15 protein-coding genes are annotated in these 17,825 nt (G+C 51.2%); 6 read left to right on the forward strand and 9 right to left on the reverse strand.

Going from position 1 to position 17,825, the window contains the following annotated elements; all coding sequences use genetic code 11:
• Positions 1–61 precede the first annotated feature (61 nt).
• The gene (locus OGY09_RS19685) at positions 62–1,234 is read right to left on the reverse strand and encodes a MalY/PatB family protein (RefSeq protein ID WP_032943345.1); all 1,173 of its coding nucleotides are present in this window, start codon (positions 1,232–1,234) and stop codon (positions 62–64) included.
• 10 nt (positions 1,235–1,244) lie between these two features.
• Entirely contained in the window at positions 1,245–2,837 is a 1,593-nt protein-coding gene (malX, locus tag OGY09_RS19690; protein ID WP_032943348.1) for a maltose/glucose-specific PTS transporter subunit IIBC, read from the reverse strand.
• A gap of 169 nt (positions 2,838–3,006) precedes the next feature.
• Between malX and OGY09_RS19695 the strand changes: the two genes are divergently transcribed.
• Positions 3,007–4,035: a Mal regulon transcriptional regulator MalI gene (locus OGY09_RS19695; RefSeq protein ID WP_032943350.1), complete on the forward strand. Its 1,029-nt coding sequence runs from the start codon at positions 3,007–3,009 to the stop codon at positions 4,033–4,035.
• A 47-nt stretch (positions 4,036–4,082) separates the two neighbouring features.
• Here OGY09_RS19695 and OGY09_RS19700 read toward each other — a convergent pair whose 3' ends face one another.
• Positions 4,083–5,591, reverse strand: a complete 1,509-nt coding sequence (locus tag OGY09_RS19700) for a YdgA family protein (protein ID WP_032944410.1) — start codon at positions 5,589–5,591, stop codon at positions 4,083–4,085.
• A 106-nt stretch (positions 5,592–5,697) separates the two neighbouring features.
• Positions 5,698–6,873 (reverse strand): mannose-6-phosphate isomerase, encoded by a 1,176-nt coding sequence (gene manA / locus OGY09_RS19705; protein ID WP_032943354.1) that lies wholly within the window; start codon positions 6,871–6,873, stop codon positions 5,698–5,700.
• Between the two features lie 262 nt (positions 6,874–7,135).
• Here manA and fumB point away from each other — a divergent pair, with 262 nt between their 5' ends.
• Together fumB and fumC are read left to right on the forward strand one after the other, a co-directional pair.
• Positions 7,136–8,782 carry a class I fumarate hydratase gene (gene fumB / locus OGY09_RS19710; RefSeq protein WP_003832822.1) on the forward strand — a complete coding sequence of 549 codons (1,647 nt, stop codon included), beginning with the start codon at positions 7,136–7,138 and terminating at the stop codon, positions 8,780–8,782.
• Positions 8,783–8,923: 141 nt separating this feature from the next.
• A complete protein-coding gene (gene fumC, locus OGY09_RS19715; protein WP_032943356.1) occupies positions 8,924–10,327 on the forward strand; it encodes a class II fumarate hydratase in 1,404 nt (467 codons plus the stop codon).
• Here the strand turns inward: fumC and tus are convergent.
• From tus to OGY09_RS25315, 3 genes are all read right to left on the reverse strand, one after another.
• On the reverse strand, positions 10,324–11,253 hold the full coding sequence (tus, locus tag OGY09_RS19720) for a DNA replication terminus site-binding protein (RefSeq protein ID WP_032943357.1): 930 nt from the start codon (positions 11,251–11,253) through the stop codon (positions 10,324–10,326). The two genes, fumC and tus, sit on opposite strands and share 4 nt — an antisense overlap.
• A 73-nt stretch (positions 11,254–11,326) precedes the next feature.
• Positions 11,327–12,628: a two-component system sensor histidine kinase RstB gene (gene rstB, locus OGY09_RS19725; RefSeq protein WP_032943359.1), complete on the reverse strand. Its 1,302-nt coding sequence runs from the start codon at positions 12,626–12,628 to the stop codon at positions 11,327–11,329.
• Between the two features lie 230 nt (positions 12,629–12,858).
• Entirely contained in the window at positions 12,859–13,377 is a 519-nt protein-coding gene (locus OGY09_RS25315) for a hypothetical protein (protein WP_032943361.1), read from the reverse strand.
• 234 nt (positions 13,378–13,611) lie between these two features.
• On the opposite strand from OGY09_RS25315, the gene OGY09_RS19735 reads away from it, so the two are divergent.
• Positions 13,612–13,956: a DUF1294 domain-containing protein gene (locus tag OGY09_RS19735; protein WP_032944411.1), complete on the forward strand. Its 345-nt coding sequence runs from the start codon at positions 13,612–13,614 to the stop codon at positions 13,954–13,956.
• A 25-nt stretch (positions 13,957–13,981) separates the two neighbouring features.
• Here OGY09_RS19735 and OGY09_RS19740 read toward each other — a convergent pair whose 3' ends face one another.
• Positions 13,982–14,773: an MBL fold metallo-hydrolase gene (locus tag OGY09_RS19740; RefSeq protein ID WP_032943363.1), complete on the reverse strand. Its 792-nt coding sequence runs from the start codon at positions 14,771–14,773 to the stop codon at positions 13,982–13,984.
• Between the two features lie 188 nt (positions 14,774–14,961).
• Here OGY09_RS19740 and OGY09_RS19745 point away from each other — a divergent pair, with 188 nt between their 5' ends.
• Positions 14,962–15,801 (forward strand): aminoglycoside phosphotransferase family protein, encoded by an 840-nt coding sequence (locus tag OGY09_RS19745; protein ID WP_032943365.1) that lies wholly within the window; start codon positions 14,962–14,964, stop codon positions 15,799–15,801.
• A gap of 120 nt (positions 15,802–15,921) precedes the next feature.
• Positions 15,922–16,950 (forward strand): HoxN/HupN/NixA family nickel/cobalt transporter, encoded by a 1,029-nt coding sequence (locus OGY09_RS19750; protein ID WP_032943366.1) that lies wholly within the window; start codon positions 15,922–15,924, stop codon positions 16,948–16,950.
• Between the two features lie 66 nt (positions 16,951–17,016).
• On the opposite strand, the gene rstA is transcribed toward OGY09_RS19750, so the two are convergent.
• Complete coding sequence (rstA, locus tag OGY09_RS19755; RefSeq protein WP_032943368.1) at positions 17,017–17,760, reverse strand: two-component system response regulator RstA; 744 nt, start codon at positions 17,758–17,760, stop codon at positions 17,017–17,019.
• Positions 17,761–17,825 lie beyond the last annotated feature (65 nt).

The raw sequence follows: 17,825 nt of genomic DNA on the forward strand, positions 1-17,825 counted from the left end.
AAACAGATTTGTTTTTTTATATAAGGAGTTGCGCAATGAGTTCTTCATTGCGCAAGACTATTTAACGTATTGTGCGGATGGCGTTAATCAACCCCTGAACGCCTTTTTCAAGCTTGGAACGTGGACATCCGGCATTGAGGCGCACAAAACCGCGTCCTTCTTCTCCGTATGTGTATCCGGGCATGATGGCGACTTTCTGCTGATGGATGAGTGCATCCTGCAGTGCGTGGTCATCAAGGTTGAGTGGACGCAAGTCAATCCATGCCAGATAGGTGGATTGCGGAACCTGCCAGTTCAGTTCGGGGAATGCGTTATTCAGCTCGTGCGCGATGTAATGCAGGTTACTGGCAAGATAATCCCGCAGCGCATCAAGCCAGCTAGCGCCCTGTTGGTAGGCTGCGATATGTGCGCTAAGCGCGAGCACTGCAGGTGAGGAAAGACCATCCCGACCCTTTAACGCACTGAGGTAATCGTTGCGACTCTGCTCATCCTCAATAATCCCGTAAGCCCCGGTTAATGCCGGAATATTGAAGCTCTTTGAACCGGAAGTGAACAGCGCCCAACTGTCACGCGCGACGTTACTCCACGGGATGTGTGGCTGGTCTGCCCATACCATATCCATATGGATCTCATCAGAGATGACTTTTACACCGTGGCGCTGACACAGCTCCGCCATGGTTTCCAGTTCATCGCGCGTCCACACCTTACCGGTTGGGTTGTGCGGGCTGCAAAGCAGGAGAATTTTGCTTTCAGGCCGGGACAGGGCTTTCTCTAGTGCAACCATGTCGCAAAACCAGCCGTCAGCGCGTTTTTCAAGTCCGACAGCGCATACCTGGCGCTGATTACCTTCAATCGCTTTGTAAAACGCGTCGTAAGCCGGCGTATGAATAACCACCGCATCACCCGCAGAAGACCACTGGCGGATTAGCTCCGATACCATATAGATGACCGAGGGGCCATAAACCAGCGACTCAGGATCGATTTGGGTATTATGACGCGATAGAAACCAGTGGCTAATCGCCGCCAGAAATTCATCATTTTTCCAGCGACTGTAACCCAACACGCCATGTGACAGGCGCTGAGTCAGCGCCTCCAGAATGCAGGGGGCGGTGGCAAAATCCATATCGGAGATGGTGAACGGCAGAAGGTCGGCTGAACCAAAACGGTCGGCAACGTAATCCCACTGAGTACACCAGGTACCATGCCTGTCCACAACCTTTGAAAAATCAAACATATTGTTGTCCTTAAGCCTGTACGGTGTTCATCAGAACTGCGATCTCATCTTTCACTGACTGGACCTGCGGACCAATAACAACCTGAAGATTATGCTGATTGAGTTGCACTACGCCAATGGCGCGATTGTCCTTCAGTGCCTGTACGTTCACAAGCGACATATCCTTTACTGACAAGCGCAGACGGGTAATGCAGTTATCAAGGCTGACAATGTTTTCCGCACCGCCCAGCGCCGCCAGAATGGCAGGGACGTTGTAACCGGATTTACCCGGTGCTCCCGCCATGACTTTATCGATATTGCTGGCAATTTCGACGTCCCGACCCGGGGTCTTCAGATTGAAGCGTGTGATGGCGAAACGGAAGATCACGTAGTACACCGCGAACCAGATCGCAGCCACGACAGGGACCAAATACCACTTGGTAGAGAGTCCGTGCAGGATGCCGAATACCACAAAGTCAATCAGGTTACCGTCCGTGTTGCCGATGGTGACGCCTAACACCGCCATCACGGTGAAACCAAGACCGGTCAGCAGGGCGTGGATTACATACAAAACAGGGGCAACGAACAGGAATAAGAACTCGAGTGGTTCGGTTGTACCGCCGATCACGCAGGCAATGAGACCAGAAATTAACAGCCCTTTAATTTTATGACGATTTTCAGGGCGAGCACAGTGGTACATAGCGAGCGCTGCCCCCGGCAAACCACCGAGGAACGCCGGCATTTTACCCTGCGACAGGAAGCGGGTTGCGCTTTCAGAGAAACCTTGTGTTGTCGGGCAGCTCAGTTGAGCCTGGAAAATAGTTAGTGCGCCGCTCACGCTGTGACCGCAGACTTCCTGCGTGCCGCCAGCTTCGGTGAAGCGAATGAGCGCCACCAGAATATGATGCAGACCAAACGGTAGCAGCAGACGTTCACCGGTACCAAACAGCATTGGACCAAATTCGCCCGCGCTGTTGATGATGTGGCCGAGCCCATTAATGCCCATGGCGAAAACCGGCCAAACCAGGGGAATGACCAGGCCGACCAGTCCCATCACCACCGAAGAGATAATTGGTACAAAACGGGTACCGCCGAAGAAGGCCAGTGCATCCGGCAGGCGAATGTTGTGGAAACGTTCATGCAGCATCCAGACGATGATCCCGGCAATAACAGCGCCGAGGATCCCGGTGTCGATCGACTGGATCCCCAGGATATTCTGTACGTTGTTAGCCTTCAGGATCGTGGCATCCGTGGTAGGCAAGATACCTTTCGCGGTTAACCAGAAGTTGACGGCAAGGTTCATCACCGCATAACCAACAAAACCGGCAAATGCCGCTACGCCTTTGTTCTCGCGGGCCAGGCCGAGAGGTATGGCAATACAGAACATCACCGGTAAGAAGCTAAACGCAAATGAGCCTACTTTGCTCATCCAGGTAAAAATAGCCTGCAGTACCGGATTACCCAATGCCGGAATCAGCGTTAAGACATCATGACTACTTAACGAGCTGCCGATCCCTAACATGATCCCGCAGAATGAGAGCAGAGCCACGGGCAGCATAAAGGTTTTGCCCAACTGCTGGAAAAATTCCCATAACGTAATTTTTGGTGTGGTTCTCGTCGTCATCAAACGACTCCTCGTAAAAGCTAGCTGACTAATGATGGCGAGAAGATAAAACGTTTTACCTAATTTTAGTGCGGTATAAATCACATTATCGAACGATAATAGGGCGTATAAATATATGTGATTGATAAAACGTTTTATCCGTCACGTTATCAGGGAGTTTTCCGTTTTTATGGCTATAGCCAAAAAAATAACCATCCATGATGTTGCGCTGGCCGCGGGCGTTTCGGTTAGTACCGTATCATTGGTGCTCAGTGGAAAAGGCCGTATTTCATCCGCGACCGGCGAACGGGTGAATGCCGCTATTGAGCAACTGGGGTTTGTGCGTAATCGCCAGGCATCAGCGCTGCGTGGCGGGCAGAGCGGGGTAATTGGTTTGATCGTGCGCGACCTTTCCACCCCGTTTTACGCCGAGTTGACGGCGGGTCTGACGGAAGCTTTAGAAGCGCAGGGGCGCATGGTCTTTTTATTACATGGTGGCAGAGATGGCGAACAGCTGGCACAGCGTTTCGCTATGCTGCTTAATCAAGGGGTTGATGGTGTGGTGATCGCCGGGGCTGCCGGCAGTAGCGACGACCTACAACAACTGGCCGCGGAGAAAGGGATTCCGGTAGTGTTTGCGTCTCGGGCCAGCTACCTGGATGACGTTGACACCGTCAGACCTGACAACATGCAGGCAGCGCAATTGCTGGTTGAACATCTGATACGCCATGGGCATCAGCGCATCGCGTGGTTGGGGGGGCAGAGTTCTTCATTGACCCGCGCAGAGCGTGTCGGCGGCTATTGTACGACGTTGCTAAAGTATGGTTTACCGTTTCATAGCGACTGGGTGCTGGAGTGCTCATCCAGCCAAAAGCAGGCCGCAGAGGAGGTGACCGCGCTGTTACGTCGTAACCCAACGATCAGCGCAGTGGTGTGCTACAACGAAACCATAGCCGTTGGCGCCTGGTTTGGCCTGATGAGAGCAGGGCGTCAGAGTGGTGAAATTGGCGTAGACCGCTACTTCGAACAGCAGATCTCGTTAGCCGGATTTGCCGATGTAGCGGAAAATGCACTGGACGATATCCCCATTATTTGGGCCTGCACGCCCGCGCGTGACATGGGTTATACCCTTGCTGAGCGCATGCTACAGCGTATTGGGCACGATGATGGTCATTCGCGTAACTTAACGCTTTCCGCCCGTCTGGTGGTGGCAAAATAAAAAAGGCCCGATAAACACACGGTTATCGGGCCTGTTGTCACGTGTATTTACTGTTGCGGAATAGCCGGGGCATCCGGTTCGCCGAGAGAAGGCATACCGAACATACCAACAAACTCATCCAGCGACATTTTTTGTCCGTTTAACGTAACCTGGCCGTTTGCATATTGCAGGCTGGAGCCGATGACGTTGTCCTGCATCGTTGTAATCCGGAACATCTGACCCATTGCCGCCAGGCCATTCACCTGTTGCTTCGCCAGATCGGCCGCTTGCTCCTGCTGATAGCCTTCAATTTTGGCAATCTGCGTCATGAACTCAGTCGCCATATCAACCGGAATCGTCAGCTTAGCATCCAGTGATTTGACCGAACGATCCACTTCCTGAGCCAGCGTTTGTGGTTCTTCAGTATTTGCTGTCGGATCTTTTAGCAGCAGTGACAGATTAAATGCAGTTTCACCTTTTGCATTTTTCCAGCTCAGCGGGGCAATGGTGATAACCGGCTCGCCTTTCATCAGAATCGGCAGCGCATTGAAGAAGGCTTCAGTGACTTTTTGCTGATAAAGCTCAGGATTTTGTACCACATCAATCTGCGCCATCAGTGCCTTGGTTTGGGCACTATATTGCTGACTGAACTGGTGTAGTGCTTCACCGTCAATCTGGCCAACTTTCAGCGTCAGTTTACCGCTACCCATATCCTGACCCTGCAATTTCAGACTGTTCAGCGTGTAATCCAGCTGGCTGTTGACAGTTTTACCGTCGTTGATCAGATCGGATTTACCATCAATACCCATGCCTTCCAGAACCGCCAACTCTTTACCTTCGACGGAAATCGACAGTTTATCGAGTGACAATTTCTGGTCGCCGATGCGCTCACCAAAGCTGGCAATACTGCTGGAACCCTCAGTTTTCAGGTTATTGAAAGTCATTTGTACTTTCTGGTCATACTCGTTGACCGCATTGACCACACCGCTTTGCGCATTGCCTGTCAGCGAGACAGCATTACCTTCTTTGTCTGCTGTAAACTGGAATTCCCCGCCGCTGAAGGCTACTTTTTCGTCGCCTTTCTCATAGTTCAGTGGTTTGAGGGAGAGATCGGAACGGGTATCGCCGCTGTAGCTGATACGGGAGTTAATGACAAATGGCGACTCACCTTTGGCAATATCAAACAGCGGTTTGGTAACGTCGTTATTGACCAGCGTCGTTTTCACGGAGGCCATAGCCGGGACCAGATTCAATGACTTCAGTTGCGCCAGCGGGAATGGACCGTGATCGACGGTTTCATTCAGGACGATACTTTGCCCCGGTTTTAGCCAGGAATCTGCCTCCCCGGCGATTGGTTTCACCACCAATTGCAGTTGGCTATTGAACACCCCGCGCTGGTAGTTTTGATAACTCAGTTCAATGCCCGCCTCAGGGGAGAAACGTTTTAACTGATCGTTTGCCTGTGTCACCATCTCGGCGAGATGCGTTTCAAGTTTCTTACCTGTGTACCAGGCGCCGCCCGTCCAGACGATACCCAGCGCAACCACCACACCCGCAGCTACCAGCGATTTTTTCATTTCGATATCCATAAAATAAAACCAGGCGTTTGAAGACGCCTGGAGGAGTGACATGTCTTTAACTCACTACAGCTTAGCAAGAGTTGTCAAAAATATCAGTATCTTGCTATAGCTTGTTATAAACCCGGGCTAAACGACCTGCGCCACTGATGTTAACCGGCGATTCATTCGCGCCAATAAAGGCCGATTCACCCGGTCGCAGAACCAGACGTTGCTCGCCTTTGCTCAGCACGGCTTCACCCTCTATGCAGAACAAAATGGCTGCACTTTGCTGGCTGATATCTGCGCCATTAGTAGTAAGGTCATGCAGGGAGAACGCAAAATCGTCAACCGGGATTGGGAAGTCCAGTTCACCATCAGATTCAACCGGCGTGGTCAGTAACTGGTTTGCTGGCTTGGCGACAAACTTCACGTTGGCGACCAGTTCCGGGATATCAATATATTTTGGCGTCAGTCCGGCACGCAGCACGTTGTCCGAGTTAGCCATCACCTCAAGCGCCACACCTTGCAGGTAAGCGTGCGGGGTTTCGGCAAATAAGAACATAGCCTCGCCTGGATTGAGTTTCACCACATTGAGCAGCAGCGGTGAGAAAAGCCCACTGTCGTTCGGGTAGACGTCAGCGATCAGACGGATGGTTTGCCAGGGTTCACCCTGCTGGCTGTTCAGCGCTGATTTCAGGATCGCCAACGCATGGGATTTCTCCTCATCCTGCATATTCAGCAAGCTGGCGAAAAGATAGCTCAGACGTTCCGCACTCGGCTCTTCCAGGAAATGTGCAATAGCCGGATGTGCGGCGGAAACGGGTTGTAACAATGCAACAATGTCAGAGAACTCGCGGAATGCGTTCATCGCCAGGAAAGGCGTCAAAGCAAATACCAGTTCTGGTTTGTGGTTAGGATCTTTGTAGTTGCGCTCGGCGGCATCCATCGGGATCCCCGCGGCGTTTTCTTTGGCAAATCCAATTTCAGAATTGTGCTTGTTAGGATGAACCTGAATCGAAAGTGGTTGAGCAGCGCAGAGTACTTTAAACAGGAAGGGCAGTTCACCAAAACGTTGCGCAACAGCATCGCCTAGCAGTGCGGATTTATCGTGCTCGATAACGTCGCGCAGAGCAACCGTCTGACCGTCAGCGCCCAGAACCTGCGAACTGCTTTTCGGATGCGCGCCCATCCACAACTCAGCCATCGGTTGCTGAGTGGGGTTGGCAATGCCATAGAGTTCCGTTAACGCCGTTTTACTTCCCCAGGCGTAGTTCTGCACTGAGTTGATGAGTTTTTGCATTATCAAGCCCTGTTTCAATGTTGAATTTTCTACGGCTATTAAACCAAGAAACCCTGAGGGAAGTAACCTGCACATGTAAAAAGTCGTACTTGTCTCAGTTTTTGTTAAAAAAATGTGTAGGATATGGTGACTCGCTTTTAATACCCTGAGTAATTCCGGTTGCAGAAAGCTCTTCCTTCTACAACCGGATCTGCGGCAGGGAAGCAGGGCAATGGAACATCTGCCCAGAGAATAACCAGACCGAGCAGTAAGTGAGAGCACAATGTCAAACAAACCCTTTCATTATCAGCATCCTTTCCCCCTCAAAAAGGATGATACCGAATACTATCTGCTGACCAGCGACTATGTCTCTGTTGCCGAATTTGAAGGGCAGGAGATTGTTAAAGTTGCACCGCAAGCCTTAACCCTGCTGGCTCGTCAGGCCTTTCATGATGCGTCGTTTATGCTGCGTCCCGCACATCAACAGCAGGTAGCTGATATTCTGCGCGACCCGGAGGCCAGCGAAAACGACAAATATGTGGCCCTGCAATTCCTGCGTAACTCTGACATCGCGGCAAAAGGCATTTTGCCGACCTGTCAGGACACCGGAACTGCGATTATCGTGGGTAAAAAAGGTCAGCGTGTCTGGACCGGTGGGGGCGATGAGGAGGCGCTGGCACGAGGCGTCTATAACACCTACATCGAAGACAACCTGCGCTATTCACAAAACGCAGCGCTGGATATGTATAAAGAGGTGAACACCGGTACCAACCTGCCAGCACAAATCGATTTGTATACCGTCGACGGAGATGAATACAAATTCCTGTGTATTGCCAAAGGTGGTGGTTCAGCGAACAAAACCTATCTGTACCAGGAAACCAAAGCGCTGCTAACGCCGGGCAAATTAAAAAATTACCTGGTTGAGAAAATGCGTACGTTGGGCACTGCGGCTTGTCCGCCGTATCATATCGCGTTCGTAATCGGTGGAACATCGGCAGAAGCCACGCTGAAAACGGTCAAACTGGCTTCTGCAAAATACTACGACGAATTGCCGACAGAAGGTAACGAACATGGTCAGGCATTCCGCGATGTAGAGCTGGAAAAAGAGCTGCTGATTGAGGCGCAGAATTTGGGGCTTGGCGCGCAGTTTGGCGGGAAGTACTTCGCGCATGATATCCGCGTGATCCGCCTGCCGCGTCACGGCGCGTCGTGTCCGGTTGGAATGGGCGTTTCTTGCTCAGCCGATCGAAATATCAAAGCCAAGATCAACCGTGAAGGTATCTGGATCGAAAAACTGGAACATAATCCTGGCAAATTTATACCGGAAGAGCTGCGCCAGGCGGGAGAGGGCGAAGCGGTGCGCGTTGACCTCAATCGTCCGATGAAAGAGATTCTGGCTCAGCTTTCCCAGTATCCGGTTTCCACGCGTCTGTCGCTCAACGGTACAATTATCGTTGGCCGTGATATTGCGCATGCGAAACTGAAAGAACGTCTGGATAACGGCGAAAGTTTGCCGCAGTATGTTAAAGATCACCCGATCTATTACGCAGGTCCGGCAAAAACGCCGGAAGGCTATGCCTCTGGTTCGCTGGGGCCAACCACTGCCGGACGTATGGACTCGTATGTTGACCAGCTTCAGGCCGCTGGTGGGAGCATGATTATGCTGGCGAAAGGCAATCGCAGCCAGCAGGTGACCGATGCTTGCCATAAACATGGCGGCTTCTATTTGGGCAGTATTGGCGGCCCCGCCGCGGTGCTGGCTCAGGGCAGTATTAAGAGCCTGGAGTGCGTGGAATACCCGGAACTCGGGATGGAAGCCATCTGGAAAATTGAAGTAGAAGATTTCCCGGCATTTATCCTGGTAGATGACAAAGGCAACGATTTCTTCAAGCAAATTCAGACGTCGCAGTGCGCACGCTGCGTTAAGTAACGTCAGCCGCCCTTCGGGGCGGTTTTTTTTACCGCACGAACCACCAAACGACAGCTTTATCCTCGTTAATACTCATAAGACCAATGCAAATGGGCAATGTCGAAACATAACCTAATCAACTGTTAATGTAAGGAGCAGGTAATGGTAACGGTACGCCGCGAGAATGATTCAATGGGGGCGATTGATGTTCCTGCCGATAAGCTTTGGGGCGCGCAAACCCAACGTTCGCTGGAGCATTTTCGTATCTCTACGGAGAAAATGCCGGTCTCGCTGATCCATGCGCTGGCGCTGACGAAACGCGCCGCGGCAAAGGTTAACCAGGATCTGGGGCTGCTAGCGGAGGATAAAGCCAGGGCTATTATGCGGGCTGCAGATGAGGTGTTGGCAGATAAACACCGCGATGAGTTTCCGCTGGCCATCTGGCAAACCGGCTCAGGCACGCAAAGCAATATGAACATGAACGAGGTGCTGGCAAACCGGGCCAGCGAATTGCTGGGCGGCGTGCGGGGGATGGAGCGAAAAGTACACCCCAACGATGATGTCAATAAAAGCCAAAGCTCGAACGATGTCTTCCCGACCGCAATGCACGTTGCCGCACTGCTGGCGCTGCGTAAATCTTTGATCCCACAATTAAATGTGTTGACCAAAACGCTCAGTGATAAGTCCCACGCTTTCGCCGATATCGTTAAAATTGGTCGTACACATCTGCAAGATGCAACTCCACTTACGCTTGGCCAGGAGATTTCCGGCTGGGTAGCAATGCTTGAACATAACCTCAGACACATTGAAAACAGTTTACCGCATGTGGCAGAACTGGCGTTGGGGGGAACCGCGGTAGGTACCGGACTGAACACTCATCCCGAATACGCCCGCCGGGTCGCGGACGAACTGCGGGTCATTACCTGCGCGCCGTTCGTTACCGCTCCGAATAAATTTGAAGCGCTGGCCACCTGCGATGCCCTGGTTCATGCCCACGGAGCGCTAAAAGGGCTGGCAGCGTCGCTGATGAAAATCGCCAACGATGTACGCTGGCTGGCATCTGGCCCGCGCTGTGGTATTGGCGAAATTTCAATTCCGGAAAACGAACCGGGCAGCTCGATCATGCCGGGTAAAGTCAATCCTACCCAGTGTGAAGCGCTGACCATGTTGTGCTGCCAGGTGATGGGTAACGATGTCGCCATCAATATGGGCGGGGCGTCAGGTAACTTTGAGCTCAACGTCTATCGACCGATGGTCATCCACAACTTCCTGCAGTCGGTACGCCTGCTGGCGGACGGTATGGAAAGCTTCAATGAACATTGCGCGACGGGAATCGAGCCCAACCGTGAACGAATAGATCAGCTGCTCAATGAGTCGCTGATGCTGGTGACCGCGCTCAACACCCATATCGGTTACGATAAAGCGGCTGAAATTGCCAAAAAAGCGCATAAAGAAGGGCTGACGCTAAAAGCCTCCGCTCTGGCGCTGGGATATCTAACCGAAGCGGAGTTCGACAGCTGGGTACGTCCGGAGCTGATGGTTGGCAGCATGCGGCCAGGCAGTTAATCCGCAACGTACAGGTGCAGCCGGGGAATAATCAATCTCAACGGCTGCGCCTGAGGTTTAAAGCGATGCTGAACGTTATCGGCATCGTAATTCAGTAACTCGCCGATATCCGGTACGGTCATACCGTTGTCGTCATTAAGCAGTGCAATTAGTGGCGTCGGGCAGGCATATTGCACCTGTTTTTGCTCTCCTTTGTACCAGACTCGGGCAATAGGCTGCACTTTTACCGGCCTTTTAATTTTCAGGCGGGCCTGCTGCGGTAAGTCAGCGATATCCTGATATTCGCGTTCAAGCTTCGCCTGCCATTCTTCACGTGTCCAGGGATGTACGCTGCGCGGTGAGGTCAGGCTTTTTTCCAGTTGCTGCAGTACTTCATCACGTTTCAGGTTTTTAATAATGTGCTTGTTAGCCCAGCCGAATCGCAGGGTGGCAGGATCTCTGACAACGGTGAGCGTGCGATAGGCATTCAGTGTAATCAGCCCCGGCAGGTGGCGATGCACCCATTCGAAACGTGCTGCCGGCGCCAGCCCTGATTCTACTGTAACAATGCGCTCGAAGGTGGTTTTCAACTGGTTTATACGCTGGATTTGTTCTTCCAGAGCACATTGCCCCGCATTATCAACCTGGTAGCACAATACACCCGGTAGGCGGACGGCCGCTTTGCTGCTGCGGTTTTCGGACTGCTGCTGAATAAACAGGTGACGGTAATGGCGCAGTGCCAGCGCTTCAGCCTCTTTGCCTAAATGCTGCTTAACATCAATGCTCTGTAGAGGGGCATGCTCTGCCTCTTTGACCACTTCCGGTAACGAGAACACGCGGGCAATAAGCAGCGTCTGCTGCAACAGGTTTTCGTTCAGAAGCGCCAGTTCTTGTTCCATCTGGCGAAAGGTGCCGTTCAGGCGGTCAACGAGATCGTAACGGGCCATAGATTTACCATTTTAGTTACAACATACTTTTTTATAGCACAACATCCACCGCCTGGCCACCGAGCAGAATAGGTCAGGCAGCCGAAATTTCAGGAATGTTATGCCAGACGGGCCAACGGAAAGTAAACCGGGCGCCGCCAAGTTCACTTTTATCACAGACGACCGTCCCTCCCATAGCCAACGCTATTGAGTGGACGATGGCTAACCCAAGCCCACAACCCCCGGTCGCCCGATCACGGCTGGGATCAAGGCGTACAAACGGTTCAAAAATCTGTTCGCGAGCGTCTGGTGCAATGCCGGGGCCGTCGTCTTCCACTACCAGCGTGGCTTGATTGCCGTTCAGCAGCAGACTGGCTTGCACTGTAGACTGGCAATAGCGCAGAGCATTATTCAGCAAATTATCCAGGACTCGCTCCATCAGGCGCATATCCAACGCGCCGTAGTCGCCAGTTTCGAGATGACGTAAGTGCACCTCACGGTCAGGATTCACGCTTTGCACATCCTCCAGATGGGTGGTTAACCAAGCAGGCAAGTCCGGTACACTGAGCTTCAGTTCATTTTGCGGGCGATCCAGGCGGGCGTAGGTCAGTAACTCTTCTATCAACGCTTCCAGTTGGCCGATATCACGATTCAGCGCCTGAGATTCCTGCTCGGTGAGGTTATCACTCATTTCCAGCCGGTAACGTAAACGTACCAGCGGGGTACGAAGCTCATGGGCAATACCATCGATGAGCTGTTTTTTACTGGCGATCAGCGCATTGATATTGTCGGCCATTTGGTTAAACGCTACGCCCAGGCGCTCAAAGCTGGAACCGCTGTCAAAATGAAGGCGTTCACTCAGATGTCCTTCACCAAAACGTTGTGCGGCGGATTCGAGTCTGAGCATTTCCTGCCAGTGCGGGCGCATCCAGATCAGTACCGGGAAGGCCAGTGAGATAGCAATAAACGCCATCAGCGCGATGTCCAGCAAGCGCATTTGATGGAGAAAATAGAGGTAGGGAACCGGACCGACGGCCAGCACATAATGGCTGCGAGGAATGCGTTGAATGAAGGTGTATTGATCGTCAAGTGCCACAATATCGCCTTCGCGCAAACGCTGCATGGTTGGGGCATCCAGTGTGTACTTATTCAGCGGTTCAACGCGCAGGTCAAATGAGAGGTTTAAATCCATCTCCTTCAGCGTCTTACCCCAGTCGCGTGGCGGGATTTCGCGTAGTTCACTGCGCATCAGGTACAACGAGCTTTTCATCAAATCGTCGAGCGACTGTCTGCCTGCGCGTTCTGCGGTGAATTTGTATACCAGACCGACCAACAGGGTCATCACCAAAAAGCAGACAAACAGCAGGAGGTAAAACTGCACAAACAGTTTCTTCATAAAAAATCACCGAACGCTCAATAAGTTAGCGAGTGCACGTGTCCCTCAGGGGAAAAGTGGGCACAGCGGTATCCGCCGATGCGTGGGTTCAGAAAGGTTCTCCGATCACCATCCGGCGTGCTTGTCCACGCAGAGTACACTGTATATCTCTTTTCTGCATTCTTATGGCTCCTACGGGCGCGGAATGACCTTTCGCTGGATCACGCATTGCTTTCTACGCTGTAAGTTAATCAAAATCGGGGTGGGGTTGTTCTGGCGTATGTCACGACCGCACCTAAAAGGTTACTTCGTTTCTCAACGTAGATGGTGTTGTTATATTCGTAGTTACCTTCGGGATAGCAAATTCTGATGTTAGTCCCGAGATCCGGATCGTCAACATCAGCCCCCGAACAACTTTTAGAACTTCCTGTAGCATAGACGTATGTGGCGGTATAGGACGAGGGGACACCCGGAATGAACCAGGTTATCGCCATAACCATGATCACTGAAAACAGCACCATGGCAATGCTGATGCCACCAAATAATTTCAGATAGGTTTGGAAGGGACTTTTTTTCATTATCCCATTACCTACCAGAAATAAGGTAATTAACAATGACACTGCCAGAGAAATAAGCATGAGGTATTTGGATGTGAGCGGGTAGAGAAATGTCGCTCTGTATACCGTTACCTTCCACCAGTAAAAGAGAAAAATTGCGCCGAGAGATGAGACGGTAATAAAAAACAAATATGGATATGAGTATTTTCTCATCCTTGTGACTCCAGAACAATTTCTCCATTTGGGTTTAATAAATTATCATTTGTTTTGAATAATGAAAACGAATCTCTTGTTTGAATTGTTAGGTACCCCGCAGACCAGAGAATTTGCGCTATCTTTGGGGATATAGGCATAATAATAAAAGGGATATTCTCACCCGTGGCAGGGATGACTGACCTTGCGTATAATGCGTGCCGATACTTCCTGAAAAGTGCTGTGACTGAAAATATGAATCTCAATCGCTGTTGTTATTCGCTACTCATTTTCGCAGCGGTCGGCTGCATTTTCACCGCTTATCCTCTTGTTATATGGTTTCTACTCGCCAACGTTCTGACGCTGCTGTTATACGGCGTGGACAAAATGGCGGCACGCAAGGACTGGCGCAGAGTGCCGGAATCCACATTGCTGGTGTTTGGCGTTGTGGGCGGATGGGGCGGCGCGATAGCGGGTCAACAAATCTTTCGCCATAAAACACAAAAGCAGCCTTTCAAAACCTACTTCATTATCAGTGTGATAGTGAGTGTTTCTGTGATGGGCGTGATTTATAAGTTCTATCCATTTTTACCTTCCTGAGCATGGTTGGTGAATAAACTGCGGTTTATTTGAGGCAGGAAATATATTTTTCACCTGAACGGCGCACAATTTCATCGGCATTTTGCGTAATATCTTTTCCTTCAAATGCGCCGTAAAGTTGCTTAAATTTCACTGTTCTCAGGCGTTGGATGATGTCGCTGACGGTGGCGGCTGGCAACGGTAGCATATTGGGGTAGCTCCACATAAAAGAGACTGCATGGGCACCTGGTGTAACTTGAACGATGTCGCCAGAAAGCACCACGCCTTCGTCACGTGCCCAGTGCAGGACGCAGCCGCCAGCAAAGTGCCCGCCGAGACGTATCATCGTGACGTCACGGGTTAACTCAATGGTGTCGCCATCCCAGAATCTAATCCACGGGCTGTCACGCATTACCCACCTTCTGTCGCTGGCATGAAGGTAAATCGGCGCGTTAAATTCCGCAGCCCAGTCCTGCATGGTGGTGTAGTAATGAGGATGCGAAATCGCGATAGCCTTAAGGCCGCCAAGGGACGTTATTAGCGTTTTTGTGGCATCGTCGAGCGTGGCAATGCAGTCCCACAGAATATTTCCTTCTGGGGTACGCACAAGAAACGCGCGCTGATCAATTGCAAAATCAGGAACGGTGCGGATGCTGAGGAGGGTACTGTCGTGTTGCTTCCACTTATTTGTATGCGATGCACACAGGGTGTCAAAATCGATCCATTTCTGCCCGCTTGTGGGGACATATTGACGTTCATCCAGGCAGATATCGCAATGTTCCGGATGGGCGCCAGTTACCTCATAGGATGTTCCACAGGTTTTGCATAACGTGATCATCGTGTCCTCCTCATATACCGAACACAGTCAGCATGGCACACAGATACACAAGGATGTGCCTGTTAGTGCTCTACCCGATAAGTCAGTGATGATGGAAGTGGGGGTTGTGGCTCAACTAAAAGAAAACAGGAATAATGCCGACACGGATCTTTTGATTACCATCTTCCAGAGAAAAATGAGGATATTGTTTGGAAAATCGTCTGTTCAACACCTGGCTTAACCGTTGGGGGCTCACTCCAGATGGTGAACCGTTTGAAACGCACACATCGCAGCTTTTGCCTGTGGTGGTCAAGGACGGGCAGAAAGCCATACTAAAGATCACCGATGATGACAGTGAACGGATCGGCTGTGAACTCATGGTCTGGTGGAACGGAAATGGCGCAGCGAAAGTACTTGCTCATGCTGCAGGGGCGATTCTGCTGGATCGTGCGACAGGGACAGGGTCTTTAGCGGACATGTCCTGGACTGGCAACGATGCGCAGGCCTGTCGCATTATTTGCCATGCTGCCAGTAGACTCCATCTCTCCCGAAATGCGTCTACGCCTGCGTTAACACCTCTGCACCATTGGTTTCGCGATCTGGCTCCAGCCGCGAAAAAGCATGGCGGTATCCTGACGCGTTGTGCTGCGGTGGCAAACGTACTGCTATCTTCACCCCATGATGAAGTCGTATTACATGGCGATCTACACCACGGCAATATTCTTGATTTCGGAACGAGAGGATGGCTGGCTATCGATCCCAAAGGGCTGGTGGGCGAGCGTGGCTTTGATTATGCCAATATCTTTACTAACCCCGATCTTGCCGAACCTACCAGACCTGTCGCCATTGAGCCGGAAATATTCACGCAACGAGTCAACATTGTGTCTGAAATCGCCAGAATTGAACGGCAGCGTTTACTGATGTGGATTGTTGCCTGGTGTGGGTTGTCGTCCGTCTGGTTTCTGCAAGAGGGTGACAGCGCAACGGTACCTCTGCATATTGCGGAGCTAGCGATGGCAGAACTTGCTTCAGGTGGTAATCAATTTTGATCTACGACACAGGGTTAGTAATTCTTAAGAGTTATCATTATCCTGGTAAACGTTGTATTAATCAATTAATGAACGGCGGTGTGGTGTGTTGTTGAGCGAAAATTTGACAGGCCGGAAACAATGAACGCATTGTTTTCATTATTAAAAAAACGCCCGAATATTCTTTTGTTGATGGTCTTACTCATCGGGGCAAACATCGTAGCGTGGCTGTGGGCTTTCACCGCGTTTAGCAACAATACTTCCTTATTGGCACTGAGTCTGATTGCGTGGTGCTATGGTTTGCGCCATGCCGTTGATGCCGATCATATCGCCGCGATAGACAGCGCGACGCGTAAACTCATGCAGCAGAAAAAACGTGCCCTGACAACGGGGGCCTGGTTTTCTCTGGGACACTCTACCATTGTGGTGCTAGCCAGCATTGGCATTGCGCTAACTACCAGCGTGTTTAAGCAACATATGGCATGGTTTCAGAATGTCGGTGGTCTGATCGGAACTACGGTTTCTGCCGTATTTTTGCTGATTCTGGCTACCATCAATCTCATTATTTTCTGCCAGGTCTGGAAGGCATTCCGCCATCTTAAACGCACCGGTACTTACGATGGCACTACGGAAGACATTACAGTTTCAGGCCCTCTGAACTGGCTTTTCCGCTCAGCGTTTCGGCTGGTAGGTAAAGACTGGCATATGTATTTTGTCGGCTTTCTGTTTGGTCTGGGTTTTGATACCGCCACTGAAATTTCTCTGCTGGGAATTTCTGCTTCAAGCGCGTCCAGTGGCATGTCGATTTGGTCAATTCTCGTGTTCCCGGCGCTGTTTACCTGCGGTATGGCGTTAATTGATTGTCTCGACAGTATTCTGATGGTTGAGGCCTATGGATGGGCGTTCAATAAGCCGCAACGTAAGCTCTATTACAATATGACCATTACCGGGACTTCCGTGATTGTTGCGCTATTTATTGGCGGGCTGGAGGCGCTGGGACTTCTCTCTGACGCGTTTTCGCTTCAGGGGGGGTTGTGGGATACCGTCAGCAATTTGAGTGACCATATGGGGAATGTCGGTTTTGCGATTATTGGCGTCTTTATCGGCTGCTGGATTATCTCCGCCGTAAACTACCGTTGGAAAAAATACGACGGACTGACGTTTAGTTAGCTATCAATGTGACAGTGTAACGCCAGGTAATTAAGAGGGCCGATCAAAGTGACCGGCCCAGTTGGATTACTTCTGCGGCGCGTCGTCCCAGGCGTGCGGTGCGAACAGATAACCTTTGTTGCGTACCGTTTTGATTCGATAGGGTTCAGTCGCGTTATCGAGCAGTTTTTTGCGTAAGCGGGAAATCGCGACATCGACGCTGCGATCCATGCCGTCATAACTTACGCCACGCAGGTTTTTTAGCAACGCATCACGGTCCATAATCTGCCCGGCATGGGTTGCCAACTCCCACAGTAATTCAAAATCAGCGGTGGAAAGAGAGATTTGCTCGCCGCCGAGCAGCACGGAGCGGTTGGTGGGATCGATAGTGAGTGTGCCAAAGCGCAGCGTTGTGTGCGGTGTGATGGTTGCCGCTTGAATGCCTTTAGACTGTGCGGAGTGTTCATTCTGGCGCAGGTGCAGGCGCAGGCGAGCCAGCAGCACAGCTGGTGGCGTTGTTTTCAGGATGTAGTCACAGGCACCCATTTCCAGCGCCAGGATATGGTTCATGTCGCTGTCCAGCGAGGTGAGCAGAACAATCGGGCCTTGCCAGCGTCCGCGTAAATCGCGGCAGATAGTCATCCCGTCTTTGCCCGGCAGCATGATATCTAATAACACCAGATCGGGTTGAACGTGCAGGATTTTCTCCTCGGCCAAATCACCACGAGATTCAAGGATAACCTCAATATCATGCCGGGCCAGATAGGCTGCAATCAGTGAGCCAACTTCGGGATCATCTTCAACAAATACGATGGTGTTCATATCATTCATTTTGAATATAAAACGCCAACATACACCGCCCCGGTTTTTCCTTCCATTAATCTTTTCTAAACAAG

Origin of the sequence: Citrobacter sp. Cpo071 (assembly GCF_030332765.1) — a bacterium.
Classification (GTDB): domain Bacteria; phylum Pseudomonadota; class Gammaproteobacteria; order Enterobacterales; family Enterobacteriaceae; genus Citrobacter; species Citrobacter portucalensis.